The sequence below is a fragment of the Pseudorhodobacter wandonensis genome, assembly GCF_001202035.1.
GTDB classification, from domain to species: Bacteria; Pseudomonadota; Alphaproteobacteria; order Rhodobacterales; family Rhodobacteraceae; genus Pseudorhodobacter; species Pseudorhodobacter wandonensis.
The window spans coordinates 62,220-82,817 of record NZ_LGHT01000031.1; the positions used below are offsets into that span (position 1 = coordinate 62,220).

Here is a 20,598-nt window from a genome sequence, read left to right on the forward strand (position 1 = left end):
GTCCCACGACCGCAGGCGCAGGACACGTCCTAAAAGTGGCGTACCTACCCGCGCATGAAAATGCCCTGCCGGGGTGTACCGGCAGGGCTGGGGTTGGGGTTAGGTGGTCACGTGTTTTGCAAGCAGCGACCAGTTTCCCGGTTCCTTATGTCTAATGTGATTCCCTTACCAAAGGATTACCGGATTGTGCTTATTTCCCGCCAAAGGAACACAGCGCATGTACGTCCATGCCCATTTTCTCAAGCTTGGTACGTCCGCCCAGATCTGGCAAATCGACAATAAAGGCGCAGCCGATTACCTCGGCCCCCAGACGTTCGATCAGCTTGATTCCAGCTTCGGCCGTGCCGCCGGTGGCCAGCAAGTCATCGACCAGCAGCACCTTTTCACAGGGTTTGAAGGCATCATCATGTACCTCGACCACGGCCTGGCCATATTCCAGCGTATAGTCCTGGCTGATGGTGCGGCCAGGCAGCTTGCCTTGTTTGCGGATCGGCACAAAACCGGTCGATAATTGATGCGCGATAGCACCACCAAGGATAAAGCCCCGCGCCTCAAGTCCGGTCACCTTGTCAATCTGCGTACCGGCATAAGGTGCCAGCAGTTGGTCAATCGCCATGCGAAAGCCGCGCGGGTGGGCAAAAAGCGTGGTCACATCGCGAAACATGATACCTTTATGCGGAAAGTCATTGATGGTGCGGATATAGTCTTTGACGGCTTTGGTCATGATTGGCCTTTGTTGCACGGAATTCGGATCAAAGAACGCGGCCTGCGACGGCATCAAGTTTGGCCAACAGGTCGGGGTCGCGGGCTGAGGGCGCGGTCATGATCGCATGGTCAAGCGCACGGTCACAGCCGTGCAGGCATGCTGCGCGCGCCGCGCCCAGCAATGCAGGAAGCCCCGCGATCATTGCTTTGGCTTGGCCGGAATTGGCGGTCAGCGTGGCGATCACCTGCGCCACATCCACCGCGCCATGGCTTTCATGCCAGCAATCATAGTCAGTGACCATTGCCACGCTGGCGTAGCACAGCTCGGCCTCGCGTGCGAGTTTGGCCTCGGGCATGTTGGTCATGCCGATCACGTCTGCGCCCCACTCTCGGTAGAGTTTCGATTCGGCCAGCGTGGAAAACTGTGGCCCCTCCATCGCCAGATAGGTGCCGCCCTGATGCACGCGCACGCCGGTCGCCGCTTGGGCGCAGGCTGTGGACAGGCGCGGGCAGGTGGGGTGGGCTACCGATACATGTGCCACGCAACCCGTTCCAAAGAAAGACTTTTCCCGCGCGAATGTGCGGTCGATGAACTGATCGACGATCACAAAGTCGCCCGGCGCGTAATCTTCGCGCAGCGACCCGCAGGCGGAAACCGAAATAACATCGGTGCAACCCAGGCGTTTGAGCGCGTCGATATTGGCGCGATATGGCACATCGGTGGGCGACAGCCGGTGGCCGCGGCCGTGGCTGGGCAAAAACGCCATCTGAACGCCGCCCAACCGGCCCGTCAGAACCTGATCAGACGGTTGGCCCCAAGGCGTTTCAACCTTGACCCAAGATGCGTCTTCCAATCCGTCGATTTCATATAGGCCCGAGCCGCCGATCACACCGATCATCGTTTTCATCATATTAACCTTGGCTGGCCAAACTGCATTGATTGACAGGTTAGTCGCCAAGTGACGGGCGGGAAAGGGCAAAAAAACCGGTTGCGCAACAGAAAGGATTAGGGTTTGCATGCAAAGCCCCAAAGCAGTTTTGGGCACCAAAGGCGGAGGGTGCAGGTTTGTACCGGCTGGAGCAAGAGACCAAGGCAGATTGGTGGGAGGTCGAGGGCCTTTACGATCTGTGCTTTGCGCCGGGGCGGACGGCGCTGTCTTCGTATCGGTTGCGCGACGGCGTGCCGACGATAGCCGAGTTGTGCCTTGTTTTGCGCGATGCCGACGGGGTTTTGGCGGCGGCAATCCGGTTTTGGCCGGCTTTGGTGGGCGGTCAGGATATTCTGCTGTTGGGCCCGATTGCCGTGCATCCAACGCGGCAGGGCGAAGGGCTGGGGGCATTGCTGATGACCGAAAGTCTGGCGCGGGCAGAGCGATTGGGCTGGGCGCGGGTGCTTTTGGTGGGCGATGCGCCCTATTACCAGCGTTTTGGCTTTGCCAAATTGCAAGGCGTTGTCATGCCGCCGCCGACCAACCCTGATCGCGTTTTGGGGCTGGCGTTGCAAGAGGGGGCGTGGGACGGCGTCACGGGCGATGTTATGCGGGCCTCGACCTAAGCTAAGGGGTCGCTTCTGTCCGACTTGTTTTGCCCCGTTCTGCGCATTACTTTGGCAGGATGGAGCAAGATGTCACCTACCCTGTGCCAAGCGAACCTATCCCTGATCCGGGGCTAGAGATTGCCTTGCTCGCCGCGCGGCAGCGGCGGGCCAATGGTTTGCTGATGCGGGTCATTAACAAGTTTGGTGGCCAGATCGAAGGTCAGATGGCGCATTTGCCCAAAGGTCTGCGCCAACAGATTGAACGCGTGACGACCGAGGCGCTGACCCGCGCAGTTACGGTTGCAGGCCACGGAAAGCATGCGCCTGATTTAGGCCCACGCGCCGCACCCGCGCTTGCGGCCTTTACCGGCGCATTGGGTGGCGCGGGTGGGGTTATGACGGCTTTGGCCGAGTTGCCGGTGACGATCACCGTGATATTGCACGCAATTTTGCGCGCGGCCGAGGCAGAGGGCTTTGATACCAACTTACCAGAGGTGCGGGCCGAAGCATTGCGGGTGTTGTTGGCCGGTGGCCCTATGGATGATGACGACGGCATCAACACCTCATTTATCAGCGCGAGGATGGCGCTATCTGGCCCCGCTGTGCACAAGTTGCTGGCCAAAATCGTGCCCAAGTTTGCCGCTGTGCTTAGCCAAAAGCTGGCTGCGCAGGCGGTGCCGGTATTGGGGGCTGTGACGGGCGCGGGGCTGAACGCGGCCTTTTTAACGCATTACCGCGAGCTGGCGCATATTCGGTTTGCTCTGCTGCGGCTGACGGTTCTGCATGGGGCCGAACCTGTGCGGATGGCTTTTGAGAAAGAGTTGCGGGCGCTGACGATTGCGAAATAGGGTCGCAAGTGTTTTTTGCCCCAGTGTTTTTGCAAATGCAAATTAGGGCGCGAAATGCTTTAATCCTTGATCCCGTAGCGGGCCATCTTATCGGCCAAGGTGCGGCGCGGGATGCCCAAAGATTGAGCCGCGCGCTCTACCGATTGGTTGAAACGGTCAAGTGCAGCCGAAATTTCGCGGGCCTCATATTCAGCAATCCGCTCGGGCAGGGTCTGGGCCTGAGAGACGTGTGGCACCGACGGGCCGAGGCCAAGCGCCAGACGTTCAGCCGCGGTTTTCAATTCTCGGACATTGCCGGGCCAGTCATGGCGCTGCAGATCACGGCGCAAAGAGATGCCAATATCGGGCGCGCTGCGGCCATAAAGGCGGGCGGCAAGATTGGCGTAATGGGCAAAAATTAACGTGATGTCGGGGCCAAGCCCGCGCAAAGGCGGCAGGCACAACTCGGCACCATTCAGGCGATAGAACAAGTCGGCGCGAAAGCGGTTTTCGGCAATGGCCTGTCGCAGATCGGTTTTCGCAGTGGCTATGATGCGCAGATCCAGCGGGCGCAGGCGGTTTTCACCCAGCCGTTCGATATGACGTTCCTGCAGCGCGCGTAACAGCTTGGCCTGCACTTGCATCGGCATAGCCTCAATTTCATCCAGAACCAGCGTGCCGCCATTGGCCGCCTCAAGCTTGCCCGGCTTTTCAATCGCCCCCGGAAAGGCAGCGGCGGCATGGCCAAAAACCTCTAGCTCGAACAGGGATTCGGGCAGGGCGGCGCAGTTTAGCGCGATATAAGGGCCAGTGGCGCGGAGGCTGGCGGCATGAAGGGCGCGGGCGCACAGTTCTTTGCCGGTGCCGGTTTCGCCCGTCAGGATGACGTCGATATTCAGCGGCGCAATGGCAGAAATCTGTTCACGCAGTTTCACGAGAGCGGCACTTTCACCCAGAATGGAATCGGACTTTTGCGACAACTCGGATTGCAGGCGCGCCAGTTCGGCCCGCGTGGCCTGCGCGCGCAAGGTGCGGTTTAATACCGACAACAGATGCTGCGCGTCGTAAGGCTTTTCCAGAAAATCCTCGGCCCCCGCCTGAATGGCCCGAACGGCCGCAGCGACATCGCCATGGCCGGTCAACATAATCACCGGGATGTCGGCGTCCAATGCCGCCACGGCCTCGGTCAGCGCCATGCCATCCATTCCCGGCATTCGCAAATCGGTTAGAATTGCCTTGGGCGGGGTATCAGATGCGGCGGCGACAGCATCTTTGGCATGCAGAAAGCCGGTGGCGCTGTGGCCGCCAACCTCGATGAGGTCGCATAGCGCGGCAAGGTGGTCTGCATCATCATCGACGACAAAAACGGTCATATGGGGCCTGTGGTTTGCGGCGTGGGCAGGGTAACGGTGACAGTGGTGCCAGTGCCGATATCAGAGGATATTCTGATTTCGCCCCCAAATTCTTGCACGATGGCCTGGGAAATGGAAAGCCCGAGGCCAAGGCCCTCGCCGGTGATCTTGGTTGAAAAGAAGGGCTCGGTGATGCGGGGCAAGTCGGCAGAGGCGATGCCAGTGCCGGTATCGGTGACACGGATGGTTGTCAGGGCCGCTTGCTCGGCTGTCACGGTGATCCGGGCGTCGGGCTTGCCTTCAACCGCGTCGAGCGCGTTGAGCAGAAGGTTGACGAGAACTTGTTCCATCCGGATAGCACCCGCGCGGACATGAACTGACGCAAGCGGCGCAATAAACTGCGGTGAGACGCCAATCGCCTTGGCGCGTGGCGCGGTAAGTTCAATTGCGTTTTCAATGGCGTGCGAAATGTCTATCAGCGCGAGTTCGCCTTGCTCTTTGCGGCTAAAGCTTTTCAGATGTTTGGTCGTGCGTTGCATACGGCGGATCAGGCCGCGGGCGGTAGCGATACGTGTCTGGGTTTTCTCTTGCCCTGCGGGCAGCGCTATTTCAGCAGCGCCAAGTGTGGCCTCCATTGCCGCCAGAGGTTGGCTGATTTCATGCACGATAGCGGCGGACATACGGCCGAGCGCAGCCATTTTTTCAGAATGGATCAGGCCGTCTTGGGCGGCGCGCAGTTCGGCTTCGGTTTGGCGACGGGCTTGGACCTCATGCGCCAGATCGCGTGTGCGTTCGGTCACCCGCGCCTCGAGCAGTGCGTTTTGGCGCAGGCGCAGGGCCACGAGCTGGCGGCGCTGATTGGCGATTTTGGCCAAACCGGTGGCAAGCAGAGCTAAAAGTGCGGCCCCGAAGGCGGAAAGGGTGGCCGTGGTGGTGACGGGGGCAAGGGGGGCGCCGGTCAGTAAGGTCCAACCGTCATCGGTCAGCGGGCGTGTGCGGATCAGCATCGGGCCTTTGGCCGAAATGGCGTGGTCGGGCGCGGTAAGGATAGCCTGTGATGGTGCCAGATCGACGCCGTCATAGGTACGGGACGCGCGGATGCGTGCAAGGGTTTCGGGGCCAAGCGGCAAGGTGGGGCGGTAGAGCCATTCCGGCGCACCGGACAAAAACGCGACACCATCCTGATCGGTGATGGCCATGGAAAGCCCTGCGCGCGACCATGTGGCCTGAAGCGGGGTCAGGTCTACTTTGACCACCAAAGCGCCACTTGCTGCCCCGTAAGTTACCGGACTGGAGAGGAAGTAGCCAGGCAGGCCAGTCGTGACCCCGATGGCATAGAACCGGCCATGTTGGCCTTGCATCGCTGCCTGAAAATAGGGGCGGAAGCTGTAGTTCTTGCCGACCAGGCTTTGCTCGGTGTCGTAGTTCGAGGCGGCGATTGTGGTGCCATCGGCCCCCATCAGGAACAGCTGCGCCGCCCCCGACATTTGCCCGACCTTGGCCAGATAGCGGTTGGCTATGGCCTGATTTGCGGCGTTTTGCGGCGCGGCCAGCGCGGCGAGGATGCGGGCGTCCTGAGCCGCGATGCCCGGAAGCGAGCCGTAGCGCGCGATTTCGGTTTCAACTGCGCGGGCAGTCAGAATCAAGGATTGGTCAAGCTGGGCGCGCAGGGCAGTCTCGCTTGCGCGGTGGGTGAAGTGATAGGTCAGCAGCGCCGCGCAAAGGGCCAGCGCGAATGCGGCCCATAGCGTGCGCTGACCTGTCAGTTTGGGGCGCATTATCCGGCGTCAAGCAGCTGATCGGCAATATAGCGGCCGATCGGGATGGCCGATGTAGCTGCGGGCGACGGTGCATTGCAAACGTGAAGGCTGTGACGGGTTTGGGCAAAAAGGAAGTCGTCGATGATTTTGCCATTTTCGGCCACGGCCTGCGCGCGCACACCCGATTTATAGGGCGCGAGATCATCCAGCGTGATGCGGGGGCAGTATTTCTGTACCTTTTTCAGGTAGAGGGATTTAAGCAGCGAGGCGCTAAGTTCATCCACGGCTGAGGCCGCGTTTTTGGCAAGCAGTTTCCAAAATCCGGGGTAGGTCAGGGCCGAGGCGAGATCGGCGGCGTTCAGGTTGAATTTGCCATACCCTTCGCGCGCACCGGCCAGCACCGCCGAGGGGCCTACGGTGAAACCGCCGTTCATTTTGCGGGTCAGGTGGACACCGAGGAAGGGGCGCTCGGGGTCGGGGACGGGATAGATGAGGTGTTGGACCAGATCGTCAGGTTGGTTCTTGATCGCGAAATAGTCGCCGCGAAACGGGATGATGCGAAAGGCGATGTCGGCGCCGAAGCTGCGGGCAAGGCGGTCGGCGTGCAGGCCGGCGCAGAACACGGCCTTGCCAGCCGAAAGCGTGCCTTGGCCGGTGTGTAGTGTGACAGATTGCGGCGCTTCGTTACCCCCGGTGACACGGGTGTTAAGGAGGATGTCGCCGCCGCGGCTGGTAAAGATTTCAGCCATTTTCTGCGCGACCAAGCCGAAATCAACGATGCCCGTGGTGGGCGAGAGCAGCGCGCCGGTGGAGGAGATGTTGGGTTCCAAGGTCTGCGCTTCCTTGGCCGAGAGGCGCTCTATCTTGATGCCATTGGCACGGGCGCGCGATTCGAGTGTGGCCATGCGGGTGAGCTCGGCCTCATTCGTGGCAACGATCAGCTTGCCGCAGTTTTGGGTCGGAATGCCGTGTTCGGCGCAGAAATCATGCGAGGCTTGCACGCCGAGGGCGCAGAAACGGGCCTTGAGGCTGCCGGGGGCGTAATAGACGCCGGCGTGAATGACACCCGAGTTGCGGCCGGTTTGATGCAGCGCGGGGCGGGGTTCTTTTTCCAGCAGGGTGATACGGGCCGTAGGGTGGCGCGATTGCAGGTCAAGGGCCGTGGCGAGGCCGACAATACCGCCGCCGGTGATGGCAAAATCTGTTGTTTGGGGCATTATTGGCTCCGGAATTGGGGTTCGTGGCAGGCGCCGGGGGTTTTGCACCCCCGGACCCCCGCAGGATATTTGTACCGAAAAGAATGCGGAAAGGGGTTAGGGACAAGGTTTTATGGTGATGGGTGATCCTGCCTCGGTGCCGAGATCTTGGCAAGCGGTGTCGGTGCAAAAGTGCCAACCTGCGCCGGTGGTGCCGGAGGCGGCGAGGGTGAGTTTGGGGGCGGTGGTGTTGGGAGACCAGACCCACCAGCCATTTTCCAGTTTTGCATCATCGGCAGGTTCCATGCCGGCGCCCGAGCCTTTGATTTTGACGAGGGTTAGGGTGAGAGTTTGGTCGGTAATGCGCCAGTGTTCGACCCAATCGATCTTTTCGACCGAATGGGTCCAGCGGAGGGTAAAGTCGGGGCTGGGGAGGGCGAGCAGGGCCGCCCCCACCATCAGGCAGATGCTCATGCCAAGGCCCGTTTGCGCCACCAAAGAAGGGCTGCAAAGGTTGCGACCAGGGCAAAGCCGAGTTCATCGGTTGCAGGCAATGCTGCAATCAGGGATACGGCGGCGGCGACGGCCAATGCGCGCTCCCACAGGGCAAGCGGGCGGCCAAGCCAGCCGATGACGGCAGCCCCCCAGAGACCAATGGCAAGCACCGCTTTGAGCACGATATAGGCGACGGCCGGGGCAAAGCCGATAGTTTCGGCCAATGGCCCGCCCGGTTGCAGCATCAGAGCAGGCGTATAGACCGCCATGTATGGGATAACAAAGCCGGCCGCCGCGATCTTGACCGCTTGCATCGAGATTTTGAGGCCGCTTTCTTTGGCGATCGGGGCGGCGGCAAAGCAGGCAAGCGCAACTGGCGGTGTAAGGTCAGCCAGAATGCCGAAGTAAAAGACGAACATATGGCTGACGATCAGAGGCACGCCAAGTTCCAATAGCGCGGGGCCGGCGATTGCGCTTGTGATGATGTAGTTGGGGATGGTCGGGATGCCCATGCCAAGGATGATGCAGGTGACCATGGTCAGGATCAGCGACAGGATAAGGCTGTTCTGGCCGACCGAGACGATGAAGCTGCCAAAGGTATTTGCCACACCAGTCAAAGTCATGGTGCCGATGATGATGCCGACCAAGGCGCAGGCGATGCCCACAGGCAGGGCGGTTTTTGCGCCATCGGCCAGCGCATCGCGGCAAATGCCAAGCGTTTCACGCCCACCTTTTTGTGTGGCATTCCACAAGATCAGGACCATGATCGCGGACATGACGACCCAAATACCAAGTTCAAAGAAAGCAGCGGCGATGAGGCCGAGGCCAATCCAGAAGATCACGCGAATGACGCCTTGGGGCAGGTTCAGCACAGCCGAAGCCCCGAGGATGAGCATAACCGTAAGCGCGAGGCCAATAGTGCCGGCAAAAAGCGGCGTGTAGCCGGAAAACAGCAGGTAGACGAGCACCGCGAGCGGCAAAATCAGGTGCCAGCCTTCGCGTAGCGCTTTGCGCGGTGAGGGGAGTTTATCTGCCGAAAGGCCCATGAGATTAGCGCGCCCGGCCTCTAGGTGGACCATCCAAAAGGCTGATGCAAAGTACAAAATGGCGGGAATGAGGGCGGCAGTGACAACTTCGAAATACTCGACCCCAAGGGTTTCGGCCATGATAAAGGCTACAGCCCCCATGACGGGGGGCATCAACTGGCCGCCCATCGACGCCGTTGCCTCGACCCCGCCGGCAAAAGCCGAGCGGTAGCCAAAGGATTTCATTAGCGGGATGGTGAACTGGCCGGTGGTGACCACATTTGCCACGCCCGAGCCGGAAATCGTGCCCATCAGGCCCGAGGACAGCACGGAAACCTTGGCCGGGCCGCCTTGCTTATGACCGACGAGGCCAAGCGAGACATCGGTGAAAAGTTTGATCATCCCGGCTTTCTCAAGGAAGGAACCGAAAAGGATGAAGAGGAAAATATAGGTTGATGAGACGTAAATCGGAATGCCGTAGATGCCTTCGGTGCCAAAAGCCATGTGATCGACGACTTGGGAAAAGTCATAGCCACGATGGTTGAAAGGGCGGGGCAGGTATTGGCCGAACAGGCAATATGACAAGAACAGGCCCGAAATGATTGGCAGCGCCGGCCCCATCAGCGCCCAAGCAGCGGCAAAGACGGTGAACAGCGCAATGCATCCGATCACGATATCCATTGTCAGCGGGTCGCCTGCGCGCATGATCAACGGCACATATTCCCACCATTGATACAGCGCCACGGTAACGCCAAGGGCGGCCATCGCCCAGCCCATGGTGCGGGCAGCAATGGTGCCGCTTTTCATCAATGCAAGCAGCGGAAAGCCCAAAAGGGCAAGAAAGCCGAGGTGAAAGGCGCGGGTAATTTGGCTGGCAAAATCAATCAGATGTGCGGCTGTTGCGATCTGAAAGGCCGAGAAGGCGACGGCAATCCAAAACAGGATACGTCCTTCCATACCTGGCGGAAAGCCAGAGGACAGCGGGTCGTGGTGCGCCACGTCTTGATTTGGTGTATGAGTGTTTTGCATGTTTTGCGCCCTCCCCAGCTGCAAAGACTGGGGCGGCCCCTGTAAACAAGGCCGCCCCTTCGTCGGATTGGTTGGCTTACTTAATCAGACCAACTTCGCGGTAATAACGCTCGGCACCCGGATGCAGCGGGATCGGCATGCCATTTAGTGCGGTATCAAGCGTGATCTGTGCAGCTGATTTATGGGCAGCCACCAGCGTCGGCAGGTTTTCAAACATCAGCTTGGTCATCATATAGGCGGTTTCTTCTGGCACGTCCTCGCTTGTCACAAAGAAGTTCATGACAGCCACTGTCGGCACATCTTCGGTCTGGCCTTCATATGTGCCTGCGGGGATAACGCCGGCAACGAAAGGCGCGCCCAGCTTTTCAACCACATCCACCGGAATAGACACCATCTGCGTCGGCATTGCGGTTGCAAGATCCTTGATCGAGGCTACGCCAACACCCGCAGATTGCAAAGTCGCGTCAAGCTGACGGTTCTTTTGCAGTTCAACCGATTCGGCGAAAGGCAGGTATTCGACTTTGGACATATCGTCATAGCTCATGCCTGCCGCTTCAAGAATCGCGCGGGCGTTCAACTCGGTGCCCGATTTTGGCGCGCCGACAGACAGGCTTTTGCCTTTCAGGTCGGCCAGCGTTTTGATGCCACTGTCAGCCGTTGCCGCGATCTGGATATAGTTTGGATAGGCCGCAGCAATACCGCGCAGTTTTGTCAGCGGAGCTTTAAAGCCGACATCCGCGTTGCCTTCCCAGGCAAATTTCACGGAATCGCCAAGCGCCAAAGCTAATTCGCCTTTGCCTTGCTGCAACAGGTTCAGGTTTTCGACGCTGGCTTTGGTCGATTGAACCTGCGCCTGAACGTTTGGCATTTTCTCGCCATAGAGCGTGGCAAGCGCCGAACCAACGGGGTAATAAACGCCCGAAGTGCCGCCTGTCAGAACGTTAATAAATTCTTGGGCATGTGACGCGGCCGGGGCGGCTGCGATTACAGCACCGGCCAAAAGGCTGCGCAGGGTTGCGGTCATTTTCGACATAGGGTCCTCCTCCAAGGTGTATCGTCACGTCTTAGATTGCGTGATCCAAGGGGAGTGTGGGCCGAATGAGGGGTGATGCTCAATCATTTTCGACATTTTTATCGAATTCAAACTGCAGCAGGCTGCCAAAACCTTGGCGAAATCTCGCCAAGGAAGGGCTTACTTGGCCTGTTCGGCCAGAAATTCCATAACGGCGGGGCGCACCGAAACGCTGCCCTTGGCGCATTCGGCATCTATCACGGCGCGCAGGGCGGCAAGGTCTGTCCGGCGGATCAGGCTTTTGACGGGGCCGATTGACGCGGGGCGCATCGACAGGCTGCGCAGGCCGATGGCCGCAAAGCAAACGGCCTCGATCGGGCGGCCGGCATCTTCGCCGCAAAACGACAGGGTGGTTCCTGCCTCATCGCAACGGGCAATGATCTGGCGGATCAACCCGAGAAATGAAGCGTTCAAACTGTCATAGCGGCGGCGCACGCGTTCGTTTTCACGATCGGCAGCAAAAAAGAACTGCTTTAGGTCGTTGCCGCCGATCGACAGGAAGTCTGTCGCTTTAAAGAAATCAAGAGGGGCAAAGGCAAGGCTGGGGGTTTCCAGCATCGCGCCAATTTCAAGCGTTTCGGGGGTGGGATGGCCAAGATCGGCCTCACGCTTAACCTGCGCCATAACATAGGCGCGGGCGTCGAGATATTCCTCATACTCGGCGATAAAGGGAAACATGATCGACAAAGGCCGGCCAGCTGCCGCACGAATAAGCGCCTGCGCCTGCATTTGCAGCACACCGGGTTTATCAAGCCCGACACGGATCGCGCGCCAGCCCATCGCGGGGTTGGGCTCATCCTGCGGTTTCATATAGGGCAACACTTTGTCGGAGCCGATATCAAGCGTGCGAAAGGCAACGCGGCGGCCTTTGGCGGCATCCATCACGCGGGCGTAAAGGCGCGCCAATTCATCACGTTTGGGCATCTTGTTGCGGATAAGGAACTGCAATTCGGTGCGAAACAGGCCAACACCATCAGCGCCCGAACTTTCAAGGCTGGGCAAATCGGCCATCAGCCCCGCGTTCATTTGCAGGCTGATTTTCTGACCGTCGAGCGATTGCGCAGGTTTGTCGCGCAAATCGGCATAGCGCAACTGCGCCTGCGTTTGCATGGCGATTTTGTCGCGAAAAGCCGCGGCGACCGATTCTTCGGGCCGCAAATGCACAATGCCCTGATCGCCATCCACCAGGATTGCGTCGCCGTTCAACGCCTGTACGACCACGCCTTCGGCATGGATCACCAATGGAATTGCCAGCGCGCGTGCAACAATCGCTGCATGCGAGCCGACCGAGCCTTCGGATAGCACAACGCCGCGCAGGCTGCGGCCATATTCCAGCAGCTCGGCAGGGCCGATGTTGCGGGCCACGAGCACCGGGTTTTCAGGCAGCGCAGCACCGGTATCACGGCCTTGGCCGGTCAGAATGCGCAAAAGCCGGTTCGATAGGTCATCCAAATCATGCAAACGGTCGCGCAGATAGGCATCGGGCACCTGAGATAGCCGCGCTCTGGTGGCGGATTGCTCTTTTTCTACGGCGGCTTCGGCGGAAAGGCCGGCTTGGATGTCTTCCTCCATCCGGCGCAACCAGCCGCGCGAATGGGCAAACATGCGATAAGCTTCAAGAACCTTTTTCTGCTCTTTATCAAGGCTTTGTGCGGCCAAAAGGTCATCAACCGACACCCGCAACTCGCCCACGGCGGCGCGAATGCGCGTCAGCTCGACCTCGGGGTCATCAGCAACAGGGTTGGTGACAACCACGCGGGCCTCATGCAGCCAGACCTGACCTTCGGCGGTGCCTTCCTGCCCAGTGGTGCCGCGAAACATAACGGGCTGTTTGTGCAACGCCCCCAATGCAGCGCCGTCGCCAAGAAAAGCGCCAAGTTCGGTCATCTCGGCCAAAACCATGGCGACGACTTCCAGCGCGTAAACTTCATCATCCGAAAACTGGCGGGCAGCTTTGGATTGCACGACCAACACGCCCAGCTTTTCGCCAACCCGTTGGATAGGCACACCAAGGAACGAAGAGTAAATCTCTTCGCCGGTTTCGGGCATAAAGCGAAAGCCTTTTTCCGACGGGGCATTGGCGGTGTTTACGGGCACGGCTGTACGGGCCACGCGGCCCACAAGCCCCTCACCCAGACGCAGTCGGGTTTGGTGTACTGATTCCGCCAGCAAGCCTTCGGTGGCGCAAAGCTCCAGAGTTCCTGCATCGCGAAACAGGTAGATCGAGCACACTTCGGTTAGCATCGAATCTGCAATCAGATGTGTAACCCTGTTCAGACGTTCTTGGCCTTGACCCGGTTCGGCAAGGCTGTCGCGCAAGCGCTTCAATAGCTTGCGACTGTCGCTTTCACTACGTTCCGGCATGATCCCCCTGTGTGGACGGCGGCTTAGCCCGCTTTATCCAATTCAAAGGCATCATGCAGGGCTTGCACGGCAAGTTCCATATATTTCCGGTCAATCAGCACCGAGATTTTGATCTCGGACGTGGAAATGACCTTAATATTCACGTTCTCGTTCGAAAGTGCCTTAAACATAGTCGCTGCAACCCCAGCGTGTGACCGCATGCCGATTCCCACGACCGAGATTTTTGCGACATCGCTGTCGACGTTCAATTCTTCAAAGTCGATCGATTTCGCGGCCTTGGCATCTTCCATCGCTTTGCAAGCGCGGGCAACTTGGTTGACCGGGCAAGAAAAGGTCATATCGGTAACCGCGCCACCATCGGCTTTTTCTGAAATGTTTTGCACGATCATGTCGACGTTCACACCGGCCTCGGACAAAGGCCCAAAGATCGCGGCGGCTATGCCGGGGCGGTCAGCCACCGTCACAAGCGTGATTTTCGCCTCGTCGCGCGAATAGGCGACGCCAGAAACAACTTTCGATTCCATGATTTCATCCTCGTCACAGACAAGAGTGCCAGAGTTTTCATCGGTTTCCTCAAACGAGGACAGAACCCGCAAACGCACCTTATAGCGCATCGCCAATTCTACCGAGCGGGTTTGCAGAACCTTTGCGCCAAGCGAGGCCAGTTCCAGCATTTCTTCAAATGCGATTTTGTCCAGCTTGCGCGCTTTGTCGGTGATACGCGGGTCGGTGGTATAAATGCCATCGACATCGGTATAAATATCACAGCGCTCGGCACCAAAGGCGGCAGCAAAGGCTACGGCTGTCGTATCCGATCCGCCACGGCCCAGCGTGGTAATCCGGCCTTCCGGCGATACGCCTTGAAAGCCCGCAACGACGGCCACTTTGAAACCCTCGGCAAACTTGGCATTAATGTTTTCAGGCGGAATAGACTTGAACCGCGCCGAGGCATGCGCCGAGGTGGTATTGATCGGCACTTGCCAACCTTGCCAGCTGCGGGCAGGTACATCCATTTCCTGCAGCGTCAGCGCCATCAGGCCTGCGGTGACATTTTCACCCGAAGACACCACAGCGTCATATTCGCGCGCGTCATAAAGCGGCGAGGTTTGTTCAACCCAGCCCACCAGCTCATTGGTCTTGCCCGACATTGCACTGACGATGACGATAACGTCATAGCCGCGCTCTACCTCACGCTTGACCTTCTGCGCTGCATTCTTGATGCGGCTCAGATCGGCAACCGAGGTGCCCCCAAATTTCATCACGAGAAGCGGCATGGATTCCTCCCCCGGCCCCAAAAGTTGGCGCTTCTTATGCGGCTATCCAATCGGGCGCAAGGGGTTGGTGTTGTGCATCGCTGCTGATTTCATCTTGGTCCAAATACCTATAACCCGCAGGCGGCGCCAAGCGCGGCCTTGGGCGTTACAGCGCGCGCCAGCCAATATCGCGGCGGCAAAACCCGCCCGGCCAGTCAATCGCATCTACCATCGCATAGGCGCGGGCGCGTGCGGCGGCCAAATCGTCGCCACGTGCGGTCACGTTCAGCACGCGGCCACCGGTTGCAATGACCGCACCATCCCGCGCAGCGGTTCCCGCGTGAAACACCATATGAAAGCTGTCCTCGGGCAAATCTGGCAGCCCGCCAATCACGCTGCCTTTTTCCGGCGTACCCGGATAGCCATTGGCGGCCATGACGACCGATAAAGCGTGATCCTCGGCCCAGTTCACCTTCGCAGTTGCCAATTCACCCCTGGCACAGGCCAGCAGCAAATCCAGCGCTTGTGCACCCAGTCGCATCATCAGGACCTGGCACTCGGGGTCGCCAAAGCGCACATTATATTCCACCAGCCGCGCATGGCCGTCCTTAATCATTAGGCCGGCATATAGCACGCCCTCAAAAGGCGTGCCGCGCCGCGCCATTTCGGCCACGGTCGGGCGCACGATCTGCGCCATGGTTTGTTCCAAGATTGCGTCGGTCAGCACCGGCGCGGGGCTATAGGCCCCCATTCCGCCCGTATTGGGGCCGGTGTCGCCATCGCCCACGCGCTTGTGGTCTTGGGCGGTCCCGACAGCCAGGCAATTCACGCCGTCCGACAGGATAAACAGGCTGGCCTCTTCGCCTTCCATGAACTCTTCAATCACCACCTCGGCACCGGCCGCACCAAAGGCGCCCCCGAAAATCTCGTCGATGCCATCCAGTGCCTCTTCCAGCGTCATCCCCATGATCACGCCTTTGCCAGCGGCCAAACCATCGGCCTTGATCACCAACGGCGCGCCGTGTTTGGTCACATAGTCCCGTGCCGAGGCCGCATCGGTGAAGCGTGCATAACCCGCAGTCGGGGCGGCGCAAGCATCGCAAATCTCTTTGGTAAAGGCTTTTGACGCCTCAAGTTTTGCGGCCGCTTTCGACGGCCCAAAGGTCAGCAAACCTGCCGCGCGGGTGGCATCGGCCACGCCTTCGGCCAGTGGAGCTTCGGGGCCGACCACGACAAAATCAATCGCGTTCTCTTCGCAGAAATTCACAACCGCCGCGCCGTCCATAATGTCAAAACTGGCACATTCGGCCAACATCGCGATGCCCGCATTGCCCGGCGCCACGATCAGGCGATCACATTTCGGGTTTTGCTTGATCGCCCATGCAAGGCTGTGTTCACGCCCGCCGCTGCCCAAAATCAAGATATTCATCGCGCGTCCCCTTTGGCCCCACTTGGACTTTGTTGCCGGGCGTTCTAAAGTCTCGGCAAGCAGATCACAAGAAGGCACCGCATGTCTGACCTTTTCGAAGACGGCCCAGCCCCGACAGGCAACTCACCCGAATTCACCGTGTCCGAGCTTTCAGGCGCGGTAAAACGCGTGATTGAGGGCGAATTTGGCCTTGTCCGCGTGCGTGGCGAAATCGGCCGCGTGTCGCGGCCTGCGTCGGGGCATATGTATTTCGACTTGAAAGACGACCGATCAGTCATCGCAGCGATTAGCTGGAAAGGGCAGGTTGCCAAAATGCAGGTCCGCCCCGAAGAGGGCATGGAAGTGGTAGCCACAGGCCGTATGACCACTTTTCCGGGACAATCCAAATACCAGTTGATTGTCGAAGATATCGCCCCAGCCGGGGCGGGCGCCTTGATGGCCATGCTTGAGGCGCGGCGCAAAGCACTGGCTGCCGAGGGGTTGTTTGATGCAGGGCGTAAGCGTGCACTGCCTTACTTGCCCAAGGTGATCGGGGTCGTCACCTCGCCTTCGGGGGCGGTGATCCGCGATATTTTGCACCGCCTGCGCGACCGCTTTCCGCGCCATGTGCTGGTCTGGCCAGTGGCAGTGCAGGGCCAAGCCTGTGCGCCCGAAGTGGCAGCGGCAATTCGCGGGTTCAACGCAATTGCACCCGGCGGGGCGGTGCCGCGCCCTGATCTGATTATTGTCGCCCGTGGCGGTGGCTCACTAGAGGATCTGTGGGGCTTTAACGAGGAAATTGTCGTGCGGGCGGCGGCGGAAAGCCGGATTCCGCTGATTTCGGCCGTGGGGCATGAAACCGATACAACATTGATCGATTACGCCAGTGACATGCGTGCGCCGACCCCCACAGCGGCGGCAGAAATGGCTGTGCCGGTACGGATGGAATTGTTGGCTGGGTTGGATGGGCAGGGCGCACGGCTGTCGCGGGCAATAGTGCAAACCGTTGGCCTGCGTGGGCAGCGCTTGCGCGATCTGGGCCGCGCCTTGCCGCAGTTGGACAGGTTAACCCAGGCAGCAGCGCAGCGGTTTGATTTGTGGTCGGGGCGGTTGGGCGGTGCCTTGGTGCTGGCAACCAGTGCCAAGCGCAGCGCCCTGGACCGCGCGGCAGGCCCAATGCGTCCGCGGCTTTTGTTGGATCTGGTGGCGCGGAGCGCTGACCGGCTGGATGAGCGGGGCCGAGCCTTGACCCATGCGCAAACGCGGCGGTTGGAACGCGCCTCCGAACGGCTTGCGCTTATGTCTTCGCGGCTTGCACCTGCGCTTGGCCGCGCCTTTGCTGATGCCGGGCGCGATATTGCGCGGTCGCGCGAAAAGCTGGCGGGATTGGACGCCCGCTTGCAATCGGCGCCCGCGCTGCGGCTGTCCGATCTGGGCAAGCGGTTGGATGCCCTGGACCGCACGCGCCAGACGCTGGGCTATGCCGAAACCTTGCGGCGCGGCTATGCCGTCGTCCGCAGCGAGTCGGGTGTTGTCACGTCAAAATCCGCAGCCGAAACCGCGAGAGGGCTGGAGATCGAATTCCACGATGGCCGTTTTGCGCTGGGGGCGGGAAAGACCGGTATTGTTAAGGCACCTGCCAAAGAGCCGAAAAAGGAACCGGGCGGTCAAGGTAGCCTTTTCTAGAAATGTTCGATTTTTGCGGGTCGTCGAGCGGCAGTTCCCATTTTTCGATAAAAAATCAGACGGATTCTTTGGTGATTGTTCGAATTTGATAAGTCAAACACCCACATCCGGCCCCGTACAGACCAGAGGGTCCGAGGTTTGGTTGACCTCTTTCAGCTCGGTTTCAGGCGGTTCAGACACAAAGCGCGCCATCAGCTTGCTGCCTTCCATGTGAAAGGTCCAGCATTGCGGGGTGGCGTCATGCTCATAAACAAAGCAGATCTCGCCTGCGTCTTCATACCAATGGCCGATGCGGCAGGTGTCATCGATAAAAGCCCAGCGAACACGGCGGTTTGGCAGGTATTGTTCAACCCCGTAGACCTGCCCGTTCGACGCATAGGTTAGGGTTTTTCCGGTGGCATAGGCCTCAAATTCCTGGCCGGTCATGTTGGTCTGGGCGTTCACGGCGGTGCCGGTCAGCAAAAGGCAAGTTAGGATAAGCGCGCGCATGGTGGGCTGGTCCTTCAGGGTTGTTGGGCTGACGCCAAGGATGCCGCATCCGGTGCAGGATTGCCAGTCACAGCTATGTGGGCGTGCCATTTGCGCAATGATTTGGCCATCATGCGCTGCCACAGGCGGGGCGCCAGCGCCAGTGCACAGCACAAAGGCAATGGATAGGGCAGGTATGGCGCATCGTCTCGTGCGGGCAGACGCAGCGCGGGGTAGGGGCGGTTTGGATGGGCGTGATGGTCGGAATGGCGCGGCGCGTTCAGCATCAGGGCCGAGGAATACCATTGCAGCGCGTTCCAACTGTGGCGTGCGTTAACCGGTTCCAGCTTGCCATTGGGCAAGGTGGCCCGCAACAGACCATAATGCTGCACATAATCGGCCAGCAGCAACTGGCTGTGGCCATAAACCGCCAGCAGCAGCCACACTGCTACGCCCGCCACGCCCGCCAGCGCAAACCCTGCGCCCAACGACACAGCCGAAATCAGTGCATAAACCGCATAAGGGTGCAGCCCCGCTTTACCTGCCCGCCGTTCTGTCTCGGCCCGCAGCCCGGCCCGGTACGACCCAACCCAGGCCCTGCGCCAAAAGTGATAGAAGCTCTCGCCTTGCCGCGCAGTGTTCGGGTCTTGCATACTCGCGGCATGGCGGTGATGCACCAACCGGTGCGCCGAGGCGTGGTGCCCAAACAACATCGTCGCGTAAACCACTACACCCAAAGCATAAAATGCGCGATTGCCCCTATGGATCAGCTCATGCGCACAAGGGTTGGACACTTGGCCGAACCATTGCCCTGCGGCCAGCAACAGCAAAACCCGCTCCCATAACATCATCCCGCTTGGACCGGCTACAGCCCAAACCACAATCGGAAAAGCGATCAAATGACCCAGCGCCAAAACCACAAGCAGGGCATCGGCGGCTGGAAACTCGGCCCCCTCAGCGGCATCAGGAATGACCAGCGGGATGAACTGATCCAATAGCGCCGTGAACAGCCCCATATATAAAACCGCCAAAACCACCCAAGGCCCGCCAAACGGCACGGCTATGGCAATCAGCCAAAGCGGCGTCAGGGCGGCAAACGCAAACAATGGCATGCGGGGCATCGGTTTTCCTTATCAGGCCCTGTTCAGGACGGCACTTTCGGGGCGAACGGCTGCTTTGCCGCACAGCTTATGCCAAGCCTGGGCGCGAAGAAAGTGCAATGCCCCTTTCTCAATGGACGCGTTTCTGTGGCTGCAGGGCGCAATTTCGGGCGCAGGCAAGCCACTGATTGGGGCGGATTCCTACCCTGCCAAGCCTGTTGGCGTTGATTTGGCCGCTAAAGCCCTTTCCCTAGGCTGCTTGATTGATTAGGTGGAAAGAAACCCACCCAAAGCCAAATTCATCGGGGGCAGAGATGTCGTTCTTTAAAAAACTGCGTAATAAAATGTTACGCTCTTCGGATAAGATCACCGATGGGCTGGATGCTTTGGTGACCGAAGACGTTGCGCCAGAGGCGCCAACCCAACCGGCCCCCGCAAAACCTGGCATCCTTGGCCGTCTAATGGGGCAAAGCCCCGCAGAGGCCAAACGGGAATTCGACGATGCCATGCTCGAAAGCCTTGAAGAGTTGCTGATTGAGGCCGATATGGGCGTCGAAACGGCGCTGCGCGTCACCGCCAATATCGCCGAGGGGCGAATGGGAAAACGGGTCAGCACGCTAGACATCAAACAAGCGCTTGCTGCCGAAGTAACCCGGATCATGGAACCCGTCGCCCGTCCGATGCCGCTTTATGCCAAACGCCCGCAAGTGGTGTTGGTAGTTGGGGTCAACGGCTCGGGCAAAACAACCACGATTGGCAAGCTGGCAAGCCAGTTCAAAGCGGCGGGTAAATCGGTGGTTATTGCAGCAGGTGACACATTTCGCGCCGCGGCCGTTGAACAGCTTCAGGTCTGGGGCACGCGTGCCGGCGTGCCGGTGCTTACCGCCCCCGAAGGGTCCGACCCGGCAAGCCTCGCCTTTGACGCGATGACCAAAGCGCAAGAGATCGGCGCCGATTTGCTAATGATCGACACAGCTGGCCGCCTGCAAAACCGGGCTGACTTGATGGAAGAGCTTAGCAAAATCGTCCGCGTAATTCGCAAAAAAGACCCTGAGGCGCCTCACAATACCCTTCTGGTCCTTGATGCCACGACCGGCCAGAACGCCGTAAATCAGGTCGAGATTTTCCGCAAACTTGCCGACGTATCGGGCCTTGTGATGACCAAACTTGACGGTACAGCGAAAGGCGGTGTGCTTGTTGCATTGGCCGATAAATTCGGCCTGCCAATCCATGCGATTGGCGTCGGTGAACAAATCGATGACCTCGCGCCCTTTGACCCCGAAGATTTCGCTGCCGCCCTTGTAGGCCTTGATAAATGAGC

Annotated in this window: 17 protein-coding genes; 4 read left to right on the forward strand and 13 right to left on the reverse strand. The window is 59.4% G+C overall.

Annotated features, from left to right (window positions below; all coding sequences use genetic code 11):
* Window positions 1–190 precede the first annotated feature (190 nt).
* Window positions 191–724, reverse strand: a complete 534-nt coding sequence (locus AKU79_RS08935; RefSeq protein WP_050523486.1) for an adenine phosphoribosyltransferase — start codon at window positions 722–724, stop codon at window positions 191–193.
* 28 nt (window positions 725–752) lie between these two features.
* Complete coding sequence (locus AKU79_RS08940; protein ID WP_156209640.1) at window positions 753–1,613, reverse strand: S-methyl-5'-thioadenosine phosphorylase; 861 nt, start codon at window positions 1,611–1,613, stop codon at window positions 753–755.
* A gap of 158 nt (window positions 1,614–1,771) precedes the next feature.
* Between AKU79_RS08940 and AKU79_RS08945 the strand changes: the two genes are divergently transcribed.
* Complete coding sequence (locus AKU79_RS08945) at window positions 1,772–2,260, forward strand: GNAT family N-acetyltransferase (protein ID WP_050523252.1); 489 nt, start codon at window positions 1,772–1,774, stop codon at window positions 2,258–2,260.
* Window positions 2,261–2,319: 59 nt separating this feature from the next.
* On the forward strand, window positions 2,320–3,090 hold the full coding sequence (locus AKU79_RS08950) for an EcsC family protein (RefSeq protein WP_050523253.1): 771 nt from the start codon (window positions 2,320–2,322) through the stop codon (window positions 3,088–3,090).
* A gap of 59 nt (window positions 3,091–3,149) precedes the next feature.
* On the opposite strand, the gene AKU79_RS08955 is transcribed toward AKU79_RS08950, so the two are convergent.
* The 9 genes from AKU79_RS08955 to purD form a co-directional block, all read right to left on the reverse strand.
* Window positions 3,150–4,442, reverse strand: a complete 1,293-nt coding sequence (locus tag AKU79_RS08955) for a sigma-54-dependent transcriptional regulator (protein ID WP_050523254.1) — start codon at window positions 4,440–4,442, stop codon at window positions 3,150–3,152.
* Window positions 4,439–6,199, reverse strand: a complete 1,761-nt coding sequence (locus AKU79_RS08960; RefSeq protein ID WP_050523255.1) for a sensor histidine kinase — start codon at window positions 6,197–6,199, stop codon at window positions 4,439–4,441. Before AKU79_RS08960 ends, AKU79_RS08955 begins: the two co-directional genes overlap by 4 nt.
* Window positions 6,199–7,398 (reverse strand): L-2-hydroxyglutarate oxidase, encoded by a 1,200-nt coding sequence (gene lhgO / locus AKU79_RS08965; RefSeq protein ID WP_050523256.1) that lies wholly within the window; start codon window positions 7,396–7,398, stop codon window positions 6,199–6,201. Before lhgO ends, AKU79_RS08960 begins: the two co-directional genes overlap by 1 nt.
* Before the next feature lie 96 nt (window positions 7,399–7,494).
* Window positions 7,495–7,851: a DUF1850 domain-containing protein gene (locus tag AKU79_RS08970; RefSeq protein WP_050523257.1), complete on the reverse strand. Its 357-nt coding sequence runs from the start codon at window positions 7,849–7,851 to the stop codon at window positions 7,495–7,497.
* Window positions 7,848–9,926 carry a TRAP transporter permease gene (locus tag AKU79_RS08975; RefSeq protein WP_050523258.1) on the reverse strand — a complete coding sequence of 693 codons (2,079 nt, stop codon included), beginning with the start codon at window positions 9,924–9,926 and terminating at the stop codon, window positions 7,848–7,850. Before AKU79_RS08975 ends, AKU79_RS08970 begins: the two co-directional genes overlap by 4 nt.
* Window positions 9,927–10,002: 76 nt before the next feature.
* Window positions 10,003–10,959, reverse strand: coding sequence for a TAXI family TRAP transporter solute-binding subunit (locus tag AKU79_RS08980; protein ID WP_156209616.1), 957 nt, complete (start codon window positions 10,957–10,959; stop codon window positions 10,003–10,005).
* Between the two features lie 159 nt (window positions 10,960–11,118).
* On the reverse strand, window positions 11,119–13,362 hold the full coding sequence (gene ptsP, locus AKU79_RS08985) for a phosphoenolpyruvate--protein phosphotransferase (RefSeq protein WP_050523259.1): 2,244 nt from the start codon (window positions 13,360–13,362) through the stop codon (window positions 11,119–11,121).
* A gap of 23 nt (window positions 13,363–13,385) precedes the next feature.
* The gene (locus tag AKU79_RS08990; protein ID WP_050523260.1) at window positions 13,386–14,636 is read right to left on the reverse strand and encodes an aspartate kinase; all 1,251 of its coding nucleotides are present in this window, start codon (window positions 14,634–14,636) and stop codon (window positions 13,386–13,388) included.
* Window positions 14,637–14,781: 145 nt separating this feature from the next.
* Window positions 14,782–16,044, reverse strand: a complete 1,263-nt coding sequence (gene purD / locus AKU79_RS08995; protein WP_050523261.1) for a phosphoribosylamine--glycine ligase — start codon at window positions 16,042–16,044, stop codon at window positions 14,782–14,784.
* An 81-nt stretch (window positions 16,045–16,125) separates the two neighbouring features.
* Between purD and xseA the strand changes: the two genes are divergently transcribed.
* Entirely contained in the window at window positions 16,126–17,709 is a 1,584-nt protein-coding gene (gene xseA, locus AKU79_RS09000; protein ID WP_050523262.1) for an exodeoxyribonuclease VII large subunit, read from the forward strand.
* Window positions 17,710–17,802: 93 nt separating this feature from the next.
* On the opposite strand, the gene AKU79_RS09005 is transcribed toward xseA, so the two are convergent.
* Window positions 17,803–18,198, reverse strand: a complete 396-nt coding sequence (locus AKU79_RS09005; RefSeq protein WP_050523263.1) for a hypothetical protein — start codon at window positions 18,196–18,198, stop codon at window positions 17,803–17,805.
* Window positions 18,199–18,212: 14 nt separating this feature from the next.
* Window positions 18,213–19,298, reverse strand: coding sequence for an alkane 1-monooxygenase (locus AKU79_RS09010; RefSeq protein WP_082223983.1), 1,086 nt, complete (start codon window positions 19,296–19,298; stop codon window positions 18,213–18,215).
* A gap of 293 nt (window positions 19,299–19,591) precedes the next feature.
* On the opposite strand from AKU79_RS09010, the gene ftsY reads away from it, so the two are divergent.
* Window positions 19,592–20,596: a signal recognition particle-docking protein FtsY gene (gene ftsY, locus AKU79_RS09015; RefSeq protein WP_050523264.1), complete on the forward strand. Its 1,005-nt coding sequence runs from the start codon at window positions 19,592–19,594 to the stop codon at window positions 20,594–20,596.
* The last annotated feature ends 2 nt before the right edge of the window (window positions 20,597–20,598 follow it).